General features: G+C 42.6%; 20 protein-coding genes and 1 tRNA gene. 19 read left to right on the plus strand and 2 right to left on the minus strand.

Going from position 1 to position 20,062, the window contains the following annotated elements; translation table 11 throughout:
- Window positions 1-164 precede the first annotated feature (164 nt).
- The 18 genes from ACRYKC_RS10535 to ACRYKC_RS10620 all read left to right on the plus strand — a co-directional run bounded on the left by ACRYKC_RS10535 (window position 165) and on the right by ACRYKC_RS10620 (window position 16,856).
- Window positions 165-554, plus strand: coding sequence for a MerR family transcriptional regulator (locus tag ACRYKC_RS10535; RefSeq protein ID WP_433806693.1), 390 nt, complete (start codon window positions 165-167; stop codon window positions 552-554).
- Window positions 551-2,068, plus strand: coding sequence for a class I adenylate-forming enzyme family protein (locus ACRYKC_RS10540; RefSeq protein WP_433806694.1), 1,518 nt, complete (start codon window positions 551-553; stop codon window positions 2,066-2,068). The genes ACRYKC_RS10535 and ACRYKC_RS10540 overlap by 4 nt, the downstream gene beginning before the upstream one ends.
- Window positions 2,069-2,078: 10 nt before the next feature.
- Window positions 2,079-3,740, plus strand: coding sequence for an acyl-CoA dehydrogenase family protein (locus tag ACRYKC_RS10545; RefSeq protein WP_433806695.1), 1,662 nt, complete (start codon window positions 2,079-2,081; stop codon window positions 3,738-3,740).
- A gap of 190 nt (window positions 3,741-3,930) precedes the next feature.
- Window positions 3,931-5,115 (plus strand): ATP phosphoribosyltransferase regulatory subunit, encoded by a 1,185-nt coding sequence (locus ACRYKC_RS10550; RefSeq protein WP_433806696.1) that lies wholly within the window; start codon window positions 3,931-3,933, stop codon window positions 5,113-5,115.
- Window positions 5,108-5,746 (plus strand): ATP phosphoribosyltransferase, encoded by a 639-nt coding sequence (gene hisG / locus ACRYKC_RS10555; RefSeq protein ID WP_433806697.1) that lies wholly within the window; start codon window positions 5,108-5,110, stop codon window positions 5,744-5,746. Before ACRYKC_RS10550 ends, hisG begins: the two co-directional genes overlap by 8 nt.
- Window positions 5,743-7,017 carry a histidinol dehydrogenase gene (gene hisD, locus ACRYKC_RS10560; RefSeq protein ID WP_433806698.1) on the plus strand — a complete coding sequence of 425 codons (1,275 nt, stop codon included), beginning with the start codon at window positions 5,743-5,745 and terminating at the stop codon, window positions 7,015-7,017. Before hisG ends, hisD begins: the two co-directional genes overlap by 4 nt.
- Window positions 7,014-7,607 (plus strand): imidazoleglycerol-phosphate dehydratase HisB, encoded by a 594-nt coding sequence (gene hisB / locus ACRYKC_RS10565; RefSeq protein ID WP_433806699.1) that lies wholly within the window; start codon window positions 7,014-7,016, stop codon window positions 7,605-7,607. Before hisD ends, hisB begins: the two co-directional genes overlap by 4 nt.
- Window positions 7,607-8,236, plus strand: coding sequence for an imidazole glycerol phosphate synthase subunit HisH (gene hisH / locus ACRYKC_RS10570; RefSeq protein WP_433806700.1), 630 nt, complete (start codon window positions 7,607-7,609; stop codon window positions 8,234-8,236). The genes hisB and hisH overlap by 1 nt, the downstream gene beginning before the upstream one ends.
- 11 nt (window positions 8,237-8,247) lie before the next feature.
- On the plus strand, window positions 8,248-8,979 hold the full coding sequence (hisA, locus tag ACRYKC_RS10575) for a 1-(5-phosphoribosyl)-5-[(5-phosphoribosylamino)methylideneamino]imidazole-4-carboxamide isomerase (protein WP_433806701.1): 732 nt from the start codon (window positions 8,248-8,250) through the stop codon (window positions 8,977-8,979).
- A complete protein-coding gene (gene hisF, locus ACRYKC_RS10580) occupies window positions 8,979-9,737 on the plus strand; it encodes an imidazole glycerol phosphate synthase subunit HisF (protein ID WP_433806702.1) in 759 nt (252 codons plus the stop codon). Before hisA ends, hisF begins: the two co-directional genes overlap by 1 nt.
- Window positions 9,734-10,357, plus strand: coding sequence for a bifunctional phosphoribosyl-AMP cyclohydrolase/phosphoribosyl-ATP diphosphatase HisIE (hisIE, locus tag ACRYKC_RS10585; RefSeq protein WP_433806703.1), 624 nt, complete (start codon window positions 9,734-9,736; stop codon window positions 10,355-10,357). The genes hisF and hisIE overlap by 4 nt, the downstream gene beginning before the upstream one ends.
- An 89-nt stretch (window positions 10,358-10,446) precedes the next feature.
- Entirely contained in the window at window positions 10,447-11,469 is a 1,023-nt protein-coding gene (locus ACRYKC_RS10590) for a tetratricopeptide repeat protein (protein ID WP_433806704.1), read from the plus strand.
- Between the two features lie 491 nt (window positions 11,470-11,960).
- Window positions 11,961-12,914, plus strand: coding sequence for a thioredoxin-disulfide reductase (trxB, locus tag ACRYKC_RS10595; protein WP_433806705.1), 954 nt, complete (start codon window positions 11,961-11,963; stop codon window positions 12,912-12,914).
- 230 nt (window positions 12,915-13,144) lie between these two features.
- Entirely contained in the window at window positions 13,145-13,612 is a 468-nt protein-coding gene (locus ACRYKC_RS10600; protein WP_433806706.1) for an 8-oxo-dGTP diphosphatase, read from the plus strand.
- A 16-nt stretch (window positions 13,613-13,628) separates the two neighbouring features.
- Window positions 13,629-14,513, plus strand: coding sequence for an RNase adapter RapZ (rapZ, locus tag ACRYKC_RS10605; protein ID WP_433806707.1), 885 nt, complete (start codon window positions 13,629-13,631; stop codon window positions 14,511-14,513).
- A 3-nt stretch (window positions 14,514-14,516) separates the two neighbouring features.
- Window positions 14,517-15,476, plus strand: a complete 960-nt coding sequence (locus tag ACRYKC_RS10610; protein ID WP_433806708.1) for a gluconeogenesis factor YvcK family protein — start codon at window positions 14,517-14,519, stop codon at window positions 15,474-15,476.
- 32 nt (window positions 15,477-15,508) lie between these two features.
- Window positions 15,509-16,465, plus strand: a complete 957-nt coding sequence (gene whiA / locus ACRYKC_RS10615) for a DNA-binding protein WhiA (RefSeq protein WP_433806709.1) — start codon at window positions 15,509-15,511, stop codon at window positions 16,463-16,465.
- 136 nt (window positions 16,466-16,601) lie between these two features.
- Entirely contained in the window at window positions 16,602-16,856 is a 255-nt protein-coding gene (locus ACRYKC_RS10620) for an HPr family phosphocarrier protein (protein ID WP_433806710.1), read from the plus strand.
- A 103-nt stretch (window positions 16,857-16,959) separates the two neighbouring features.
- On the opposite strand, the gene clpP is transcribed toward ACRYKC_RS10620, so the two are convergent.
- A complete protein-coding gene (gene clpP / locus ACRYKC_RS10625; protein ID WP_433806870.1) occupies window positions 16,960-17,574 on the minus strand; it encodes an ATP-dependent Clp endopeptidase proteolytic subunit ClpP in 615 nt (204 codons plus the stop codon).
- Window positions 17,575-17,792: 218 nt separating this feature from the next.
- On the opposite strand from clpP, the gene ACRYKC_RS10630 reads away from it, so the two are divergent.
- Window positions 17,793-17,868 (plus strand) — tRNA-Arg (locus ACRYKC_RS10630).
- A gap of 304 nt (window positions 17,869-18,172) precedes the next feature.
- Here the strand turns inward: ACRYKC_RS10630 and ACRYKC_RS10635 are convergent.
- Window positions 18,173-19,777 (minus strand): PucR family transcriptional regulator, encoded by a 1,605-nt coding sequence (locus ACRYKC_RS10635; RefSeq protein WP_433806711.1) that lies wholly within the window; start codon window positions 19,775-19,777, stop codon window positions 18,173-18,175.
- Between the last annotated feature and the right edge of the window lie 285 nt (window positions 19,778-20,062).

Genomic DNA, 20,062 nt, shown 5'->3' on the forward strand with positions numbered 1-20,062 from the left:
TGCTAAGATGGGATTGTGAGTCAAAACAGGACATCCTTGAACCATTTGGTATAGAGAAGCAAGACTTCTTAGGCTTAATTTCCATATTTTTATAATTGCACTTTACGCTAACGTAAATGATATAGTTTAATTGTGAGAATTTTCAAACGTTAGAAGGGGATGGAATGTCTGATTTTTTATCCATTGCTGAAGTCGCTGAACATTTTGACGTGTCTCAACGGACGATTCGATATTATGAAGAAATCGGTTTGATTGATCCACCCAGAAAAAACAAACGACGGATCTTCAGTCCAGCAGATATGACTCGGCTGAGTTTGATTTTCCGTGGCAAAAAATATGGTTTCCAGCTGGACGAGATCAAAGATATGATTGAGCTTTTCGACAAGGATCCTTCAGGGGTAAAGCAACTGGAACGGACGATTGGGTACGGTAAAAAGAAAATGTTGGAGGTGGATGCGCGGATCCGGGAATTGGAACAGTTGAAGGCTGAAATGAATGATTGGCTAAATAAGTTTGAAGAAGAATTAATTAAAAGGAGAGGGGAATCTTCGTGAATCTTTCAGAGCTTTTAGCTTATCAATCTCGTAAGTATCCGTCCAAAGAGGGCCTTGTCACCCTAGACGATCGTGTAACATATGAGCAGTGGAATCAAGCTGTCAATCAACTGGCGAAAGCATTACAACGCTTGGGAGTGAAACAAAACGACAAGGTCGTTATTCATATGCCCAATACGAAAGAGTTTGTCATTAGCTATTTTGCCGTACAGAGAATCCGAGCTATTGCGGTTCCGATTAACCCAAAACTTGTTTCTGAAGAAGTCTCCTATATATTTAATCATTGTGACGGGAAGGTCTTTTTGACAGACGACTTGCTCTTTGATCAAGTATCCTCTTTATCGGAAATCTATGATGGCATTTTTATAAAAACGAAAAATTCAGCTGATGGATGGCTTGCTTTCGACGAGCTGCTTCAAGCAGAAGATTCCTCAGAAGTCGTCAGTGAGGCAAAAGAGGATGAGGAATCTTCGATTCTTTATACCTCAGGAACCACTGGAAAACCTAAGGGAGTTGTGTTTACCCATAAAAACATCTTGTCGGTGGCTTCTATGATGGCTGTAGAGATGGAAATGAAACCTTCAAGCCGTATGCTTCATATGATGCCTCTCAGTCATTCAGCTCCGCTTCATCTTTTCTTAATCGGTGGTACTTATGTAGGAGCTACCCATGTGCTGGCACCGACGTTTTCACCTGATCTGCTGTTGGAGCTTGTGTCTAAAGAAAGAACAACCCACTTTTTTGGGGCTCCTGTCGCTTATCTTATGACGGCCAAGCATCCAAAAGTAACAGAAACGGATTTATCATGGATGAAATCCTGGGTGTACGGTGGAGCACCTTTATCGCAGTCTGAAGTTCAATTCATCCAGGACCAGCTGGACACCGACCATCTGTATTGTGTGTACGGGTTGACCGAAGCTGGTCCAAATGGCACGCTGCTCATGCCTCAGGAGCACGCTTCGAAAGCGGGGAGTATCGGTCAAAGGGCCGCTTTGAATTGTGAAATTAGATTGGTTGATTCAGAGGGTGAGGATGTTAAACAAGGTGAGGTTGGTGAAATCATTCTTAAAGGTGAAGGGAACATGAAAGGCTATTATAAGGATGAGGAGCAGACAGAGGAAGCTTTTCGTAACGGCTGGCTCTATACGGGGGATATGGCGATTAAGGACAATGAGGGATTCTTTTGGGTCATTGATCGCAAAAAAGACATCATTATTTCAGGTGGACTCAACATTTACCCGCGCGAAACAGAAACGATTCTATTAGAACATCCTCACATTACGGATGTCGCTTTAGTCGGTGTACCTGATACAGACTGGGGAGAAACGGTTAAAGCCTTTATTGTTCAAGACGGTACAATAGAAGATATCGAAGCGGAATGTAGACAATACTTACATGCACGGCTAGCTGATTATAAGATACCCAGGTTATATGAGGAAGTGACTGAACTGCCAAGAAATGCAACAGGCAAGTTGTTAAAAACCAAACTTCGAAAAAAAGCGCGTCAGACTTAAGGGGGATTCTGTGAATTTTTATAAGAGTGACCCAGTGCTGAGTGAGATTTTGGAAGAACATTTGGATTCATCATTGTGGCCATGGGCAGATGAGCAGCTCAGGCGATTCGGGAAGTTATGTGCCAATGAAATTGATGAACGGGCGGTTCATACGGATCGAGAAGGACAACCGAAGCTGATCAAATATGACAAAATGGGAGAAGATATTTCAGAGGTTTGGGTCAATGAAGGATATAAACAAACGATAAAAGAGACGTATAATGAGGGCATCGTTGGCTATATTCACAAGCCTATCCCCGAGCTGGGGAGAAAAGGAAATTATACGTATTCCTATGCACAGGGCTATCTTTTGTCCCAGTCTGAGCCAGGGTTTTACTGTCCTGTCACTTTAACGATGGCGACGGCTTATTTAATGGATCATTATGCTGACAATCATTTAAAAGAGAAATATCTTCCCCATGTGTTATCGACTGGTGATAAAGACTTGTACGAGGGAGCGACATTTCTGACTGAGCGCCAGGGAGGATCGGATGTAGGAGCTAACGAAGTTAAAGCAGTGCCTGAAGGCAATCATTACAAAATATATGGGGAAAAGTATTTTGCAAGTAACGCAGGAACTTGTGGTGTGGCCATGGTGCTTGCGAGAATAGAGGGTTCTCCAAAAGGCACAAAAGGACTCAGTTTATTTCTCGTTCCATGGAGAAATGATGATGATTCGTTGAACGGCATTCAAATTCGGAGATTGAAAGATAAATTAGGGGTACGAGCCGTTCCTTCAGCGGAAGTCGAATTCAACGGAGCAGAGGCCTATCTTATGGGAGAAGCTGATCAAGGGTTTTACTACATGATGGAAGCCCTTAACTTATCGCGTGTCTGTAATGCTGTTGCCTCCATCGGTATTATGAGACGCGCTTACACGGAGGCTCACGATTATGCCAGTAAAAGGAGAGCGTTTGACCACGAGCTAATCAACTATCCAATGATTAAAGATACTTTAGTTCGTATGTCTGTTAAACAGGAAGTTGAATTGCGTACGGTTTTTGATATGATCCAATCCTTTGACAAAGCCGCCAGCAATCCCTCTCTAGAAGATGAAACTACAAAAGCTATGAATCGACTGAGAATAGCCATTATGAAAAAAGAAACGGCAGAGCAAGCGGTCCACTTTGCGCACGAATCGCTGGAAATGCACGGTGGGAATGGGTACATTGAAGATTTTGTCACTCCAAGGTTATTACGCGATGCTCAAGTATTAACCGTTTGGGAAGGCACAGCCAATATTTTAGGATTGGAAGTGCTCCGTCTAGTGCATAGATACAAGGCGCATGAACTTTTCTTTCAGGAAATGACTCGAAGACTTTCATTCATAGAAGGTTTAATGAATGAAGTGAGTATGGTTACAAAGGAAATGAGTGACTTGAGAGAATGGATGAACAGAATTCTGCAAAAAGGTAAGGACCTCCAGACGTTCTATAGTAAAAGGATGGCTCAACGAATGGCAATTTTATATGAATCGGTCGTTGCTTTGGAAGCTGGAGGTAAAGGAGGACGTCACCGGAAAGTAGCTGAGCTGTATGTTCACCAGGCTTACGCTGGTGAAGAGTTTTCAGACCAACCTAAAAGCCTCCAGTATAGTGACTCCATTTTACATGATCATAAAGTGCTGAGTTGACGCATCACTTTCCGTCTCTGTCGAATGATAAGGCAGAGGCGGCTTTTTTATGCCTTGAACCCGTATTCGTCTGACTTTTCTGATATGATTAAAAGAGGGGAAAACGATGGAAATTTGTAGATTGACGCTCCATCTTTATCATGTTAGCATATTAGCAAGCTAAAGGATTTGTCGAAAGGAATGAATTCCATTGGTAAAACGGTTAATGTTTGAAAAACCTCTGGGAATGCGAGATACGCTTCCCTTTTTTTATAGGCAAAAAGCAAAAGCAAGAAAGCAACTTTCCGAAGCCATCCTTTCCTATGGCTATTCATTCATGGACACTCCGCTCATGGAGTACCACGAAACAGTAGGAAGAGTGAGTGCAACCTTAGACCAGCAATTGTTCAAGCTTCTCGATCAGCAGGGGCACACGCTTGTACTCAGACCAGATATGACAGCTCCGATTGCACGTGTAGCTGCATCACAATTAAAAGAATCGGAGTACCCTTTGAGGCTTGCCTACGACGGCCCAGTCTTCCGGGCTCAACAGACAGAAGGAGGAAAGCCTGCTCAGTTTGAACAAGTAGGAACAGAATTAATCGGTGATCACTCCGCGTATGCAGATGCAGAAATTATCGCTCTTCTCGTAGAGTCTTTGCAGCAAACGGGGCTGGATGATTTCGTCATTACCGTAGGTCATATCGGTTATGTGAAAGCTTTCTTTAGTGATGTTTTGGGGGAGGATGAAGAAACGATTGAAACCCTATTGCATTATCTATATCGCAAAAATTACGTCGGCTATCGGGAGGCAGTGAAGTCTCTCTCAGTTAATAAGGATAAAAAACAAGCCCTTCTTCAGCTTCTGTCGCTGAGAGGCGGTGAGGAAATTTTCGAAGCAAGCCGATCACTTGCCAGAAATCAGTCTTGCATGCAGGCGGTAAACGAGCTAAAACAGCTGCATCGCTTCTTAAAGCAATATGGTGTCGAAAATTATATCCATTTCGATTTGAATTTGATCAGTCACATGGACTATTACACAGGCATTTTATTTGAAGGCTATGCCCCTCATCTGGGAGCCCTGCTCTGTAACGGCGGACGGTATGATACTTTACTTCCTTCTTTCCAGTTAAATGCATCAGCAACAGGCTTCGCTGTTCATTTGGAAAGACTTGTAGAAGCGTTGAACGAACTTGAAGATGAGGACGACCGTATCGGAATTATAGTGGATGATGATTCTTTTGCAAAAGGGATGACAAAAGCCAGAGAATTACGGAGACAGGGTCACGCCGTGCTTCTGCAGCATATCGATCAGATCCCTGATGTTATCGCTTTCCAAAGAGACTTGAATCAAACCTTTGATTATACAAAAGCTGGAGGTGAGCTCAATGAGTAAGCGTCTCACCATAGCAATGCCGAAAGGCCGAATTTATGAAGAAGCAGCTGAGCTTATGAAGCAGGCAGGTTATGAACTTGGTGCAGACTTGGAAAAGTCACGAAAGCTCATATTGGAGTTTCCTGAGCAGAACATAAGGGTCATGATGGCGAAGCCAATGGATGTTGTGACTTACGTAGAGTATGGAGCAGCGGATATTGGCATTGCAGGAAAGGACGTACTGCTCGAGCAGGACCGTGATGTGTATGAAGTCTTGGACTTGAAAATCAGCCCTTGTTACGTAGCAGTCGCAGGGCTTCCTGATCAGCCTCTCAGCCGGATTGCGCCGAAGATTGCCACCAAGTATCCGAAAGTTGCGTCTGATTATTTCCGTGAGCAGGGAGAGCAAATCGAGATCATTCCGTTAAATGGTTCGATCGAACTGGCTCCGCTGATCGGACTGGCCGATCGAATCGTAGACATCGTATCAACGGGAAGAACCTTGAAAGAAAATGGACTTGTAGAGTATGAAAAAATCGAAGATATTACTTCACGTTTAATCGTCAATCCGGTTAGTTATCGATTGAAAAGTGAGGAAATTGACCAGATGGTAACGAAATTGAGCCAAGTTATGGAGGAGGGGAAAGCATGAAGATTGTCACAAAAAGAGACAGAGTCTCTTTACGGCGGCGTGTCGATCAAGGTACAGAAGAACAGCGTACTACTGTGCAATCCATCCTCAATGATGTAAAAGCAAATGGTGACAAAGCCGTCCTCTCTTATACAGAGAAATTTGACTCTGTTCATTTGGAAAACTATATAGTGACGAAAGAAGAGATGGAAGATGCTTATGCTTCTGTGGATGGGGAATTCGTAGAGATTTTAGAGGAAGCCGCTGCTAATATTCGTTCGTTCCACGAAAAGCAATCTTCTCAGTCATGGTTTGATACCTCTGAGGATGGGACGATTCTGGGACAAAAGATCACGCCCCTCGATGCGGCAGGGGTTTACGTTCCAGGTGGTACGGCTGCCTACCCTTCTTCCGTATTTATGAACGTTATCCCTGCTCAGGTTGCTGGAGTCGAGCGTATTGTTATGGTAACCCCACCAGCAAAAGATGGAAAAGTACCGGATGGCGTCCTCTTAGCGGCTCATATTTTAGGTGTAGAAGACATGTACAAAGTAGGCGGAGCTCAAGCGATTGCTGCTTTAGCATATGGAACAGAAACCGTTCCCTCTGTGGATAAGATCACAGGCCCAGGAAATGTCTTCGTTGCTTTAGCAAAACGTGAAGTTTTTGGCGATGTAGATATTGATATGATTGCGGGACCAAGCGAAATTGCTGTGCTTGCGGATGATACGGCAAAAGCTCATGAGGTAGCCGCTGATCTTTTGTCTCAGGCCGAGCATGATGCCCGTTCCTCCAGCGTTCTTGTCACGACGAGCCAAACACTTGCAGAGAACGTGCAGACAGAAGTGAAGGATCAACTAAAAAGCCTGCCTCGTGAAGATATTGCAAGAAAAAGTGTCGAAGACTATGGAATGATTATTGTTTGCGATACGTGGGAGGAAGCCATAGAGACCGTTAATGAGATCGCTCCTGAACACTTGGAAGTCATCACAGCGGATCCCTTTCAGGAATTAGGAAAAATTAAGCATGCGGGTGCAATTTTTCTCGGGCCATACAGCAGTGAACCTGTAGGGGATTATTTTGCTGGACCAAACCATGTGCTACCTACCAATGGAACCGCTCGTTTTTCCAGTCCTTTAAACGTAGATGATTTTGTGAAAAAATCCAGCGTAATCTCATATAGTGCACAAACCTTACAGAAGAATGTAGATAAAATTGCTCGATTTGCGCGGTTAGAAGGGCTGGAGGCTCACGCACGCGCAGTCGAAATGCGCAAGGAGCGATGGAAATGATGAAGGAACGAACGGCAGAAATCAAACGAAAAACAAGAGAAACGGACATTGAATTAGAGCTTGCGATTGATGGACAGGGAAGCTCTGATCTCGATGTCCAGACTCCTTTTCTTGCTCATATGTTAGAGCTTTTTTCAAAGCATGGATTGTTTGATCTAAATATAAGAGGCTATGGTGATGTTGAAGTGGATGACCATCACTTGACGGAAGATATCGGCATTTGCCTCGGACAGGCTCTCCGTCAAGCTGTAGGAGATAAATATGGTATGAAGCGTTATGGTTCGATGACACTGCCAATGGACGAGACGCTCGTGACTGTGGCTGTTGATTTGAGTGACCGGCCACATTTGGAATGGAGAGCAGAGCTGCCAAAAGATCGTGTAGGTACTTTTGATACGGAGAATGTGCACGAATTTTTCTGGAAGCTTGCCGTAGAAGCGCGCATGAATTTACATATTGTGCTGCATCACGGTAACAACACCCATCACATCATAGAGGCTATGTTCAAAGCGCTCGCCCGGGCTTTGGATGAGGCGACTCAGATTGATCCGCGTGTTAAAGGAGTACCGAGTACGAAAGGGAGTTTGTAATGATTGGTATCATTGATTACGGGATGGGCAATTTATTCAGCGTGTCAAAGGCATTAGAGCGATTAGACGTACCTTATATGATGGGAGACCGACCTGAGAAGATTGAAGGCTGCGATGGTTATATTCTACCTGGAGTCGGTGCTTTTCCTGATGCAATGAAAGCTTTGGATGAACATGGCTTTATCCCTTTTATCAAAGAGAAAGCAGCATCAGGGGTCCCGATCTACGGCATTTGCTTGGGCATGCAGTTGCTATTTGAAGCGAGTGAAGAAGGCGGGGAAACAGAAGGCCTGGGATTGTTCCCAGGTAAGATCGTCAAGTTTCCTGGCGTAGATGATCAAGGCAGAAACTACAAAGTGCCTCATATGGGATGGAATAAGCTAGATATTCATCAGCCGAATCAACCTTTAATGACGGACGTAGGTAATGACTACGTGTACTTTGTCCACTCATTTGTGGTTCAAACAGAGGACGAGTCGATTCTTTATGCAACGGCCGATTACCATATGGAGGTTCCTGCCATCATTGGAAGGGATCATGTAGTAGCCAGTCAGTTCCACCCAGAAAAAAGCGGAAAACCAGGAATGCAGCTATTAGAAAACTTTTGTAAAGTAATGGTCAAACAGTGAGGAGTTTTACGATGAGTTTTACAATATATCCAGCCATCGATATGAGGGATGGTAAGTGTGTCCGTTTAGAACAAGGGGATTTTAATAAGGAGACCGTTTATGGAGAAAATCCATTTGAGGTGGCCAAAGAGTTTGTTGAAACCGGTGCTTCCTGGATTCATATGGTGGACCTTGACGGAGCCAAAGCAGGTTCAAAGCAAAATGCCGAACATGTTCTTCGTGTAACCAAGGAACTTGATTGCAAAGTTCAAATCGGGGGAGGCATCCGTTCTGAAGAGGATGTACGCTTCTATTTGGACCAGGGGGTGGACCGAGTCATTATCGGATCTTTGGCTGTAAAAGATGTCGAACTGACCAAACAGCTGCTTCGTCAATACGGCGACCAAATTGCAATTGGCCTCGATGCCCGGGACGGGTACGTATCTACAGCGGGGTGGCTTGAGAAGTCAGAGATCCAGGCGATCGATCTTGGACGGGAATTGGCAGAGGCAGGCGCCAAAACCTTCATTTATACGGATATAGCTAAGGACGGCATGTTATCAGGCCCGAATGTAAAAGAAATAGTCAGACTAGGGGAAGTTACAGGTGTTAATGTTATCGCTTCAGGAGGAATTCAGGGTCTAGAAGATCTTTACAAGCTGAAAGAATATAAAGACCAGCACGTCATTGGTTCGATTGTTGGAAAAGCATTATATTCGAAACGCTTCACGTTGTCTGAAGCCTTAGAAGTGGAGGGAAGCTGATGTTGTCGAAACGTATTATTCCTTGTCTGGATGTGAAAGAGGGCCGTGTGGTCAAAGGGATCCAATTCGTAGATATAAGAGACGCAGGAGATCCCGTTGAACTTGCTAAAGTATATGATGAGCAGGGTGCAGATGAACTAGTGTTCCTTGACATTTCAGCTACTCATGAAGGAAAAAAGACAATGGTTGATGTCGTTCGTGCTGTTGCTTCAGAACTCGCCATCCCCTTTACAGTTGGAGGCGGTATCCGCACATTAGAAGATATCAAAGAAACGTTAAGGAACGGAGCTGATAAAGTTTCACTGAATTCAGCTGCTGTCAAAAGACCAGAACTCGTTACAGAAGGGGCCGACTACTTTGGCAGTCAATGCATCGTTGTAGCCATTGATGCTCGGTATGATGAAGAAAAAGACACTTGGATCGTTTATACACATGGCGGCCGGACCGCAACAGATTGGAAAGTAAAGGACTGGGCTCAGGAAGCCGTGCGTTTAGGGGCAGGGGAAATTTTATTAACTTCTATGAATCAAGATGGAGAGAAAACAGGATTTGATCTCCCTTTGTTAAAAGCAGTGCAAGAAGTTGTTCAAGTGCCCGTAATCGCATCAGGCGGAGCAGGGACGAGTGAACACTTCTATGAGGTGTTCACAGAAGTAGATGCAGACGCTGCTTTGGCTGCTTCTATTTTTCACTATAAAGAAACATCGGTAGAGAATGTGAAAGCGTATCTTAGTGAGAAAGGAGTCGTCGTACGATGAATATTGAGGAGATAAAGTTTGATGAAAAAGGGCTCGTTCCAGCGATTGTCCAGGACGCACGCTCGAAGGCCGTGCTTACGCTTGCTTATATGAATGAGGAGTCTTTGAAAAAAACGATGGAAAAGAAGGAGACTGTCTTCTTCAGCCGTTCTCGCCAGGAATTGTGGCATAAAGGCGAGACCTCTGGAAATACTCAAAAGGTTACAGACCTTCGATATGATTGTGACCAGGATGCTCTCCTCGTAGAAGTTATTCCTGCAGGTCCAGCCTGTCATAAGGGAGATTACAGCTGTTTCTCTGAATCCCTCATGGAAGAAGAGACGGAACCAAAAGAGAACCGTTATCAAATTATCGATCAGCTTCAGGAAGTACTTGCCCAGCGAAAGACTGAACTTCCGGAAGGTTCCTACACTGCTCAATTGTTTCAGGAAGGTGTGGATCGGATAGCGAAAAAAATCGGAGAGGAAGCAGGCGAAGTCATTATTGCAGCAAAAAATGATGACCCAGAGGAAATGGCTTTAGAATCAGCGGACTTACTCTTCCATTTGTTAATGCTCTTAACGGACCGAAATGTCCCGTTAGATAACGTATTATCCGTTCTCGAACGACGACATTCATAAAAATTTGACATGTTTCTCCTATTTCTAAAGCCTTATCTATGTTATACTCCATTATTAGTGAGATCTGTTACGGAAATAGGGGGACAGTCATGACGACATCACTAAACAGTACAGTAGCGGAAGATAACACAAACATCATTCCATTTATACCGTCCGGAAAATTCTACTTTTCCCACGGTATACAAGCCTTCCAAAAACGTCGTTTTAACGCTGCTGTCAAATGGCTGAAAAAAGCAATAGAAACTGCTCCAGATGAGCCCTTGTATCCTTGCCAGCTTTCTGTTGTGTACACCGAAGTTGGTTCTTATCATGCCGCAAATCAATTGTTAACTGAAGTATTAGCTAAATTCGGTAAAGAATACGTGGACTGCTACTACTTGATGGCTAACAATTATGCGCACCTGGGCTTATTAAACGATGCAAAAAAATATGTAGAAACGTATCTTGAGCAGCAAGAAGATGGCGAGTTTGAGGAAGCGGCCAATCAATTATTGGAGATGCTTAACTCGCTTGAGGAAAGTGAAGATGATGACGAAGATGAGTGGGCATTTGATGACGAAGATGAACTCTTAGTCTATCAAGAGACCGCCTTTTACCATCTGGAGCACGAAGAGTGGGGTCACGCAATCACTGTCCTCGATGAAATGATGCAATTGTTTCCTGAATTCAAACTGGCAAAGCATAAATATGCGTATGCCCTATTTATGAATGGTGAACAGCAGGAAGCGATGGATATCGAAGAAGACTGGCTGGAAAAGCATCCAGGCAATATTCATAGCCACGTAAATTTAGCAATCTTCCTTTTGAAGCAAGGGTTAAAAGAGAAAGCTCAAGACCATATTGAACTTTTGAAGAACGTATTCCCTATGCATGAACAACAGAAATTAGCTGTAGCCGAAACGCTGGCAAGAGCTGGACTGTATCAAGAAGCTGTCGATCGTTTCAGCGTACTAAGGGATAAACAAGTTGTTCGAAGGAGAGTCTATTATAAATGGTATAGTATTGCCGCTTACCATACAGGGAATCCATCGAAAGCTTTAAACCTGTGGGAGAAGGGCTGCCAGCAGTTTCCTTCTTTGAGTAGGGAAGGCGGTCCTTGGATGGAGCTGTAATCAACGGGCAATTCATTTGCTTTTGTAACACAACAACTCCTCACCTATTGGAGATTATAAGACAAGCAGTTTCATGGGCAAAGAGCAGCCCATGAAACTGCTTGTCTTATGCTTGTCAAGGCTTCCCAAGGCGCTTCCGCATTTCATTGTCTAGTTCCGGCGTCCCGGGAGACACTCGAGACATAAGTCGATGCCCTGCGTGAGGAAAAAGCGCCTCACTCCGGTCCTCGTCTTATGCTAGTCGTGTCTCCCGGGACGCCTCCACTTTTCAATTGTCCAGCTGTAGCGCCTAGCCTCTCGAGGTCATAAGTCAATCAACTCCATGGGCAAAGGTCAGCCCATTGCGTTGTTTGTCTTATGCTTGTCGAGGCTTCCCAAGGCGCTTCCGCATTTCATTTAAGCACATTAATGGACGGTTTTCGTATGATTTACTATGATATGTACATGAAAATAACAACTTAGATAAAGGTAGTTGTAAGGAGTGATATTGGATGACTGAAGAACGTATTTATGACGTAATTATCGCAGGTGCCGGTCCTGCTGGTATGACAGCAGCTGTTTATACGTCCCGTGCCAATCTGGATACGTTAATGATCGAACGTGGTGTTCCGGGAGGGCAAATGGCAAACACAGAAGATGTAGAAAACTATCCAGGATATGAAAGTATCCTTGGACCGGACCTTTCAAATAAAATGTTCGAACATGCTAAAAAATTTGGGGCAGAATATGCTTATGGTGATATTAAAGAAGTCGTAGATGGAAAAGAGTATAAAATCGTAAAGGCTGGAAACAAAGAATATAAGGCTCGTACAGTCATCGTTACGACAGGTGCACAGTATAAAGAGCTTGGGGTACCAGGTGAAAAAGAACTTGGTGGACGCGGAGTTTCTTACTGCGCTGTCTGCGACGGTGCCTTTTTCCGTGATAAAGAACTCGTCGTTGTCGGAGGCGGAGACTCTGCAGTTGAAGAAGGTGTCTATTTGACACGTTTTGCAAGCAAAGTCACCATCGTCCACCGTCGTGATGAATTGCGCGCCCAGAAAATTTTGCAAGACCGTGCTTTTGATAATGAAAAAATTGACTTTATCTGGGACACTGTTGTGAAAAGCATCAATGACAAAGACGGAAAAGTCGGCGGTGTTACGTTGTACAACAAAAGAACAGATGAAGAATATGAGTTCGGTACGGATGGTACGTTCATCTATATCGGCATGATTCCACTAAGTAAGCCATTTGAAAGCCTTGGAATTACCAATGAACAAGGGTATATTGAAACAGATGAAAAAATGGAAACGAAAGTACCTGGCATTTTTGCGGCTGGTGACATCCGTGAAAAAGAGTTGCGTCAAATCGTAACGGCCACTGGAGACGGCAGTATCGCTGCTCAATCTGCACAGCACTATATTGAGAATCTTCTTGAGGAATTAAAAACGGTCAATAACTAAAAGTCATTACATTTTAACTCTGCTGTAACACGCGTGAAACAATAATTAGTTAAAATGAAAATGATTAATTGACCCCCTTTTAATAGATAGATCTCTATTAGCACAGGTGCTTATCACCTGTGTCTTTTTTTGTGCTTTTTGAATGCAGTCAATCATAATATTGTAGGGTTCCGTATATTCATTGTATAATGGGTAAAGATGCCCTCTAGATAGAAAATGAGGTGACAGCCTTGCAACGTGTATCGAATTGTATATTAAGAGTAAATGATCATGTATTATTGTTAAAGAAACCAAGAAGGGGCTGGTACGTAGCTCCTGGCGGTAAAATGGAGGCAGGAGAAAATATTAAAGATTCTGCTATCCGAGAATTTCAAGAAGAAACAGGACTTTTCATCGAAAACCCAGAGTTGAGAGGATCTTTCACCTTTGTCATGCGCGAAGGTCAGCAAACAAAGCAGGAATGGATGATGTTCACGTTTTACAGCACATCCTATTCCGGTGACTTACTAGAAGTTAGTGAAGAAGGAGAATTGGAATGGGTTCCTGTTGAGGAAGTACTGACAAAGCCGATGGCAGAGGGCGATCGGCATATTTTCAGGCACATTCTAAACAGTGATGAGCAAGTTTACGGAACATTTGTATATACGACGGATTTCAAACTGATTGATCAAGATATAGATCCGTCACGACCTGACTAATGAGGAGCGATCGAGGATGCGAGAAGATGCGAACAATACTCAATTAGTAATTATTACTGGTATGTCAGGAGCAGGAAAGACCGTAGCCGTTCAAAGCTTTGAAGACCTCGGTTTTTTTTGTGTGGACAATCTCCCGCCTGCTCTATTACCGAAATTCCTGGAATTGATGAAGGATTCTACGAACAACATTCAAAATGTCGCCTTGGTGATGGACTTAAGAGGAAGAGAGTTTTTTGTATCGCTTTTTGATTCCTTAGATCGTCTTGGAAAAGAAGACTGGATTCAGGAACACATCTTGTTCTTGGATGCGGAGGATCAGTCGCTTGTCTCCCGTTACAAAGAAACTCGACGCTCACACCCGCTTGCGAAAGAAGGATTACCATTAGAAGGAATTCGTAAGGAGCGCAGACTGCTTGATGAGCTGAGAGGGCGCTCTCAAACAATCATTGATACGACCAGTCTTAAACCGAAAGAGCTTCGCGAAAGAATTATTGAAAGGTATCGTCAGCAGGAGCAGCAAGTATTTTCTGTACAGATGGTTTCCTTTGGGTTTAAATATGGAGTACCGATCGATGCTGATTTAATGTTCGATGTCCGTTTCTTGCCGAATCCTCATTATGTGGAACACATGCGACCGTTGACAGGATTGAATACGGAAGTATCCTCTTACGTTTTCAAATGGTCAGATACGCAGAAGTTTTTAGAGAAGTTGAAAGATTTGCTTCAGTTTATGCTTCCACAATATAAGAAGGAAGGCAAGAGTCAGCTGGTGATTGCGATCGGGTGCACTGGCGGACAACACAGGTCGGTAGCTTTAGCAGAATACTTGTGCGAGTATTTCGGCGGAGATTTTGTTACACATGTGACTCACAGAGATATAGATAAAAGAAAGGGTTTGTGATCCATGGCAAATAAAGAGGAACCTCGTGTAGTCGTCGTTGGAGGAGGGACAGGTATGCCTGTTCTCCTCAGAGGACTAAAAAATTTGCCAATTGATCTGTCTGCTATCGTTACCGTAGCTGATGATGGAGGCAGTTCAGGAAGACTGCGCACAGAAATGGCGATTCCAGCCCCTGGTGATATCCGCAATGTAGTAGCTGCCTTGTCGGATGCTGAACCGATGCTGCTTGAACTTTTTCAGCACCGTTTTGTCAGTAACAATGGCCCGAGCTTGTCCGGACACTCCATGGGCAACCTGTTACTGGCTGCTATGGCATCGATGACAGGGGACTTTTATAAGGGAATTAAGGAAATTTCTCGAGTATTGAATGTGAGGGGAAACATTTATCCGATCGCAAATCATTCGATGAACTTGCATGCGGAAATGGAAGACGGTACTGTCGTAACAGGAGAATCGAGTATTCCAAAGCAAAACAAACGCATCAAGCGAGTATTTGTCAGTCCAACCCCTGTCCAGCCGCTGCCGGAAGCTGTGAACGCCATCAAGTCTGCCGATTTGATTGTAATTGCCCCAGGGAGTTTATACACAAGCATCATGCCGAACATCATTATTCCTGAAATCGGCCAGGCTCTCAGGGAAACAAAAGCACATGTAACTTACGTATGTAATGTCATGACGCAAAAAGGAGAAACATCCGGGTACACAGCCGGTGATCATTTACAGGCATTATTCGATCACGTCGGTAAAGAAGTCATTAATTCGATTGTCGTTCATAATAAGCCTATCGATCAAGGCCTCAAAAAAGCGTATGCCCGTGAAAAAGCAGAGCCTGTTGTTTATGATATCGAGAGGATCAAGTCAATGGGGATAAAAGTAATAGAAGAAGACATCATAGATCATAGCCAGTCTATGTTGCGTCACGATACCGATAAATTAACAAAATTATTACACTCTATGCTATAAAAGGAACAATTGGCCAGAGGGGGTGGACATCTATGTCATTTGCATCGGAGATTAAAAAAGAGCTGACAAACGTAGAAGCTGAAACGTGCTGCTTGGAGTCAGAGCTTGCTGCACTAGTAAGGATGAATGGCACGTTTTCTTTATCCAATCGAGAATATGTACTTGATGTACAAACAGAAAATGCAGCCATTGCAAGAAGAATCTATACGTTAATTAAAAAATTATATCCGTATCCTGTTGAGCTCCTCGTTCGTAAAAAGATGAGGTTGAAGAAGAATAACGTCTATATTGTTAGAATGAAAGAGAAGGCGGATAAAGTATTAAATGATCTGGAAATACTGAATGGCCCTCTCTCCATTAACCCGGATATTCCAGAGAAATTCCTTCAGGATACATGCTGTAAACGAGCTTACTTGAGAGGGGCTTTCCTAGCCGGAGGTTCCGTAAACAATCCTGAGACATCTTCATACCACCTGGAGATCTATTCTTCTGATGAGGAACACAACGAGGCGTTGTGTAAGCTTATGAATCAATTCGGTCTTCATGCCCGGACGTTGAGTCGTAAGAAAGGATTTATTACTTATTTGAAAGAAGCGGATAAAATTACCGAACTGATCAGTAATATCGGGGCTCATCAAGCTCTTTTTAAATTCGAAGACGTCCGGATAGTGAGGGATATGCGTAACTCAGTTAACCGCTTAGTCAATTGTGAAACGGCGAATTTAAATAAGACGATCGGTGCTGCTTTTAGACAAGTTGAAAACATCAAGTTTATCGAAAGAACAGTCGGTCTTGAAGCACTGCCGGATAAGCTTCAGGAAATTGCGACACTGAGGCTGCAATATCAGGAAGTGTCTCTAAAAGAACTTGGAGAATATGTCTCTGGATCCCCTATTAGTAAATCGGGCATTAACCATCGTCTTCGAAAAATAGATGAGTTTGCTGAAAAAGTTCGACGTGGAGAAGTTACAGAAAACTCAAGAAATTAATGTTTTTCATTAGCTATTCATGCTATAATGGATTACAATTATTAACGCTTTCTATAAGACGGAAGCGTTTTTATTCCGTATGCTATGAATGCGCTTTCCAAAGATTATGTTGGGGAAACAGAGAGGAGAATGATAGGTGATCGAACGGTCCATTACAGTAGAACTTGAAACTGGATTACAAGCAAGACCTGCCGCACAGTTCGTACAACAAGCCAACCGCTTCAGTTCAGATATTTTTATTGAAAAAGATGAAAAAAGAGTTAACGCTAAAAGTATTATGGGGTTGATGAGCCTGGCTGTTGGTACAGGTGAGGAAATTACATTGATTGCTGATGGCTCGGATGAAGAGACAGCTTTAGAAGAACTGTCTGATTTTGTAAAAGAGTCGTAAATTTTTATCGTTATTTGTGAAAATATGAACGTAAACTTTACGGGAACGTTCCCATAATATAAGAAAATCCGCTGTGAAAACACAGCGGATTTTTACGAACTTATTATTCATCAGTTTTTTTATCCATAACTTTGTCAATCAACCCGTATTCTACAGCTTCATGTGCAGACATGAAGTTGTCACGGTCCGTATCGCGCTCAATGATTTCTAAAGGTTGACCTGTACGTTCTGCAAGGATTTTGTTTAGTTTCTCACGCATCTTAATGATTCGTTTTGCGTGGATTTCAATGTCAGAAGCTTGACCTTGAGTACCGCCAAGTGGTTGGTGAATCATCACTTCACTGTTTGGTAGTGCATAACGTTTACCAGGTTCACCAGCATTAAGCAGGAAAGCACCCATTGATGCAGCCATTCCTGTGCAAATTGTTGATACATTCGGTTTAATGAACTGCATTGTATCGAAGATTGCCATACCAGCTGTGATTGAACCACCTGGAGAGTTGATGTACAAGGAAATGTCTTTATCCGGGTCATCTGCAGCCAAGAATAGAAGCTGAGCGACAACAGAGTTAGCGATATTGTCATCGATCGGACTTCCGAGCATAATAATCCGGTCTTTAAGTAAGCGGGAGTATATGTCGTATGCACGTTCTCCGCGGTTTGTTTGTTCAATAACTGTAGGGACTAAATTCATTGTGGTTTCCTCCTTATCATCAATTAATTATGATGGAATATATTCATCATACAATTAAGGTCAGAAAAGGTCAAACAAAACGATTAACCTATTTCTGCAAGTTTTCTTCTACCATCATTCCCTAAAACTATTTGTATAAACGTATGTAATAAGAATTTTATGGAATAGAAATGAGAAGATCAACAAAAACTATTGCGTTTTTAACGTGAAATTACTATAATATTATTTGCATGTCGTTTCTTGCGCCTGTAGCTCAGTTGGATAGAGCGGTAGATTCCGGTTCTACGTCTGTCGGGGGTTCGAATCCTCTCAGGCGCGCTAAAAGTAAATAAACGTTGGTTGACCGTAGAGACACGAAATAGTTAAAGCGTCCCCGTTGTTAGTACGGTTGTCCGTGTAAAACCTACCACCGTTTATGAGGCCTCTCGATATCTTGACGTATTAGTTAAAATATCGAGAGGTTTTTTTGTGAGCAAAATTTGACGTAAGTGTATTGTTTTTCGAAGTTATCTTTAAAAAGAATGTGTTAAAAGCGAGTCCAGGCGAGAATATTAGGAGTTGAGGATAGATGAGCAAAGGATTTACGCTCCTCATTCTCTATTCCCATAACGAATACCACAAGTCAATACTGGTCGATCTTATAAGCTGCGATGCCTAATTGTATCTTAAGCCGATCATCTGCTGAACGTAAGTTGAGTCCGCTTTTCTCCTCAATTTTATTCAGTCGGTATTTTAATGTGTGGCGGTGGACGAAAAGATTCTGGGCTGTTGTTTGCATGTTCAAGTTATGTTTGAAATAAGTTTCCAATGTATGAAGTAGGTCGATCCCTTTCTCGCTTGCTTTCAGTAAATCTCCTATTTGTTCATCATAAAACTGGTGCAAGTTGACCCCGACCTCTTTCATTTGCAACAAAAAATGAAAGGTTCCAAGGTCGTCAAAGTGGATGATTTCTTTACTATCAAGTAATAGATGCGAAAGGTCGACGGCATATTTTGCTTCCATAGCACTCTGGCTTAAGTCATTAATATGGTTATACATCTTCCCTGCGCCGATTAACATCCTACGGTGCGGGTGTTTTTGTTTCCAAGTTTCCAAAAGGGTAGCAGCTGCAGATAGTACATCTTCTTTGGCTTTTCTATCCATTCCTGTCTTTACTTCCAAAAGAATGATGATATTATCGAGTCTATTCCTCACTATAATCTGCCTGTTCTGCTTTTGAAAAAGATTGATGATATGGCTCTGGACAGCATGGACGGTTTTACTGAGGTGCTCACTATCACTATAATCTGTCAGTTTGATGTGGAGGACCGCTTGATCTAATGATAGGTCATAGCCTAACTTTTCTCCCCGTTCTAATGCAATCGCTGAGCTTTTGAAGCTTTGGTTGATGATTTCTTCTAAAAATTCCTCGCGTAATCTGATTTGCGAATGTTCTACTGCTTCTTTCTGTAAAAACTCGATGGCATAGACAGTAGCTGCATGCTCAATAGCATTCAAGTCAATTTCTGACCACTTTTCCAGTTCCTTTACAGCGATGATACACCCATAATAGGTTTCGCTTGCAATAATAGGTTGGAATAGCACCTTGTAACCCTCGATATCTTCCTGTTGAGGGCGATTGGTCCTTTTAGAATAATGAGTATGCTTCAACAGTCGTTCTTTTTTAATATCTACACTTTCATACCCTTGAGGTGAATAGGTAATTTCATCATATTCATTCATTACAAATACTGTTGCTTCAATCAATGTTGATAAGGTATCTGATATTTTATTCTCGCCTTCTTGTTTTAAAACCAACCCAGTCAATTGCTTATGGATATTCAAAGATGAAGTTATCATTTCCATTTGCCTGTTGACGATTTGCTCAAGTATTCCTTTTGTAATAGTAGAGAAGTTGATTTCGCTTGGTATCTCAATCAGAGGCATGCCGTGTGCATCGGCGATATCTATGAATTTTTGAGGGATATCTTTCAAATAAAAACCAGTCGATATGGCAATTGCTGATAACTTATTAGAGGCTATAAGTTTTTGAAAATGTTGATTATTTTCGTCCACACCATAACCAGTAGTTATCAGAAACTCACCTTCTTGAAGCCGATTTATATCTTCGATGACCTCCACGATGGTCACCCACTTGATCAAATTATGGACACCGTTTTGTCCTGCAACTATCTGGGTGTCTGCCATGGCTGGTAGATTCAATGCTTCATTTACGCTGATCGTCATAATATCCCACCTCCCTTGTACATTCTCTGCATACCCTTTAAACTCCTCTACCCATGATGATCAAGTTGTACAATTTTTTATGAACAACATTTTAGCTGAATTCCACTCTAATTCAGTAAATAAAAGATTTATAAAGGTAATTACTGATAGGAAAGTATCATCCATTTATACAATTTGTATAAAAATAAATGGAATAATTGATTAGAATCGGCCAATAGAAATTAGTAATCATATTAAATAACATGGAACTAACAGACAATTCTAAAAAATCAGGGGAGTATTAAG

The sequence above is a fragment of the Halobacillus sp. A1-3 genome (genome assembly GCF_050971765.1).
GTDB classification, from domain to species: Bacteria; Bacillota; Bacilli; order Bacillales; family Halobacillaceae; genus Halobacillus; species Halobacillus mangrovi_B.

Bases quoted from the DNA above. Each gene is read 5' to 3' on its own strand.
- ACRYKC_RS10535 (WP_433806693.1), top strand. From the start codon at position 165: ATGTCTGATTTTTTATCCATTGCTGAAGTCGCTGAACATTTTGACGTG.
- hisG (WP_433806697.1), top strand. From the start codon at position 5,108: ATGAGTAAGCGTCTCACCATAGCAATGCCGAAAGGCCGAATTTATGAA.
- hisD (WP_433806698.1), top strand. From the start codon at position 5,743: ATGAAGATTGTCACAAAAAGAGACAGAGTCTCTTTACGGCGGCGTGTC.
- hisB (WP_433806699.1), top strand. From the start codon at position 7,014: ATGATGAAGGAACGAACGGCAGAAATCAAACGAAAAACAAGAGAAACG.
- hisH (WP_433806700.1), top strand. From the start codon at position 7,607: ATGATTGGTATCATTGATTACGGGATGGGCAATTTATTCAGCGTGTCA.
- hisA (WP_433806701.1), top strand. From the start codon at position 8,248: ATGAGTTTTACAATATATCCAGCCATCGATATGAGGGATGGTAAGTGT.
- hisF (WP_433806702.1), top strand. From the start codon at position 8,979: ATGTTGTCGAAACGTATTATTCCTTGTCTGGATGTGAAAGAGGGCCGT.
- hisIE (WP_433806703.1), top strand. From the start codon at position 9,734: ATGAATATTGAGGAGATAAAGTTTGATGAAAAAGGGCTCGTTCCAGCG.
- ACRYKC_RS10590 (WP_433806704.1), top strand. From the start codon at position 10,447: ATGACGACATCACTAAACAGTACAGTAGCGGAAGATAACACAAACATC.
- trxB (WP_433806705.1), top strand. From the start codon at position 11,961: ATGACTGAAGAACGTATTTATGACGTAATTATCGCAGGTGCCGGTCCT.
- rapZ (WP_433806707.1), top strand. From the start codon at position 13,629: ATGCGAGAAGATGCGAACAATACTCAATTAGTAATTATTACTGGTATG.
- ACRYKC_RS10610 (WP_433806708.1), top strand. From the start codon at position 14,517: ATGGCAAATAAAGAGGAACCTCGTGTAGTCGTCGTTGGAGGAGGGACA.
- whiA (WP_433806709.1), top strand. From the start codon at position 15,509: ATGTCATTTGCATCGGAGATTAAAAAAGAGCTGACAAACGTAGAAGCT.
- ACRYKC_RS10635 (WP_433806711.1), bottom strand. From the start codon at position 19,777: ATGACGATCAGCGTAAATGAAGCATTGAATCTACCAGCCATGGCAGAC.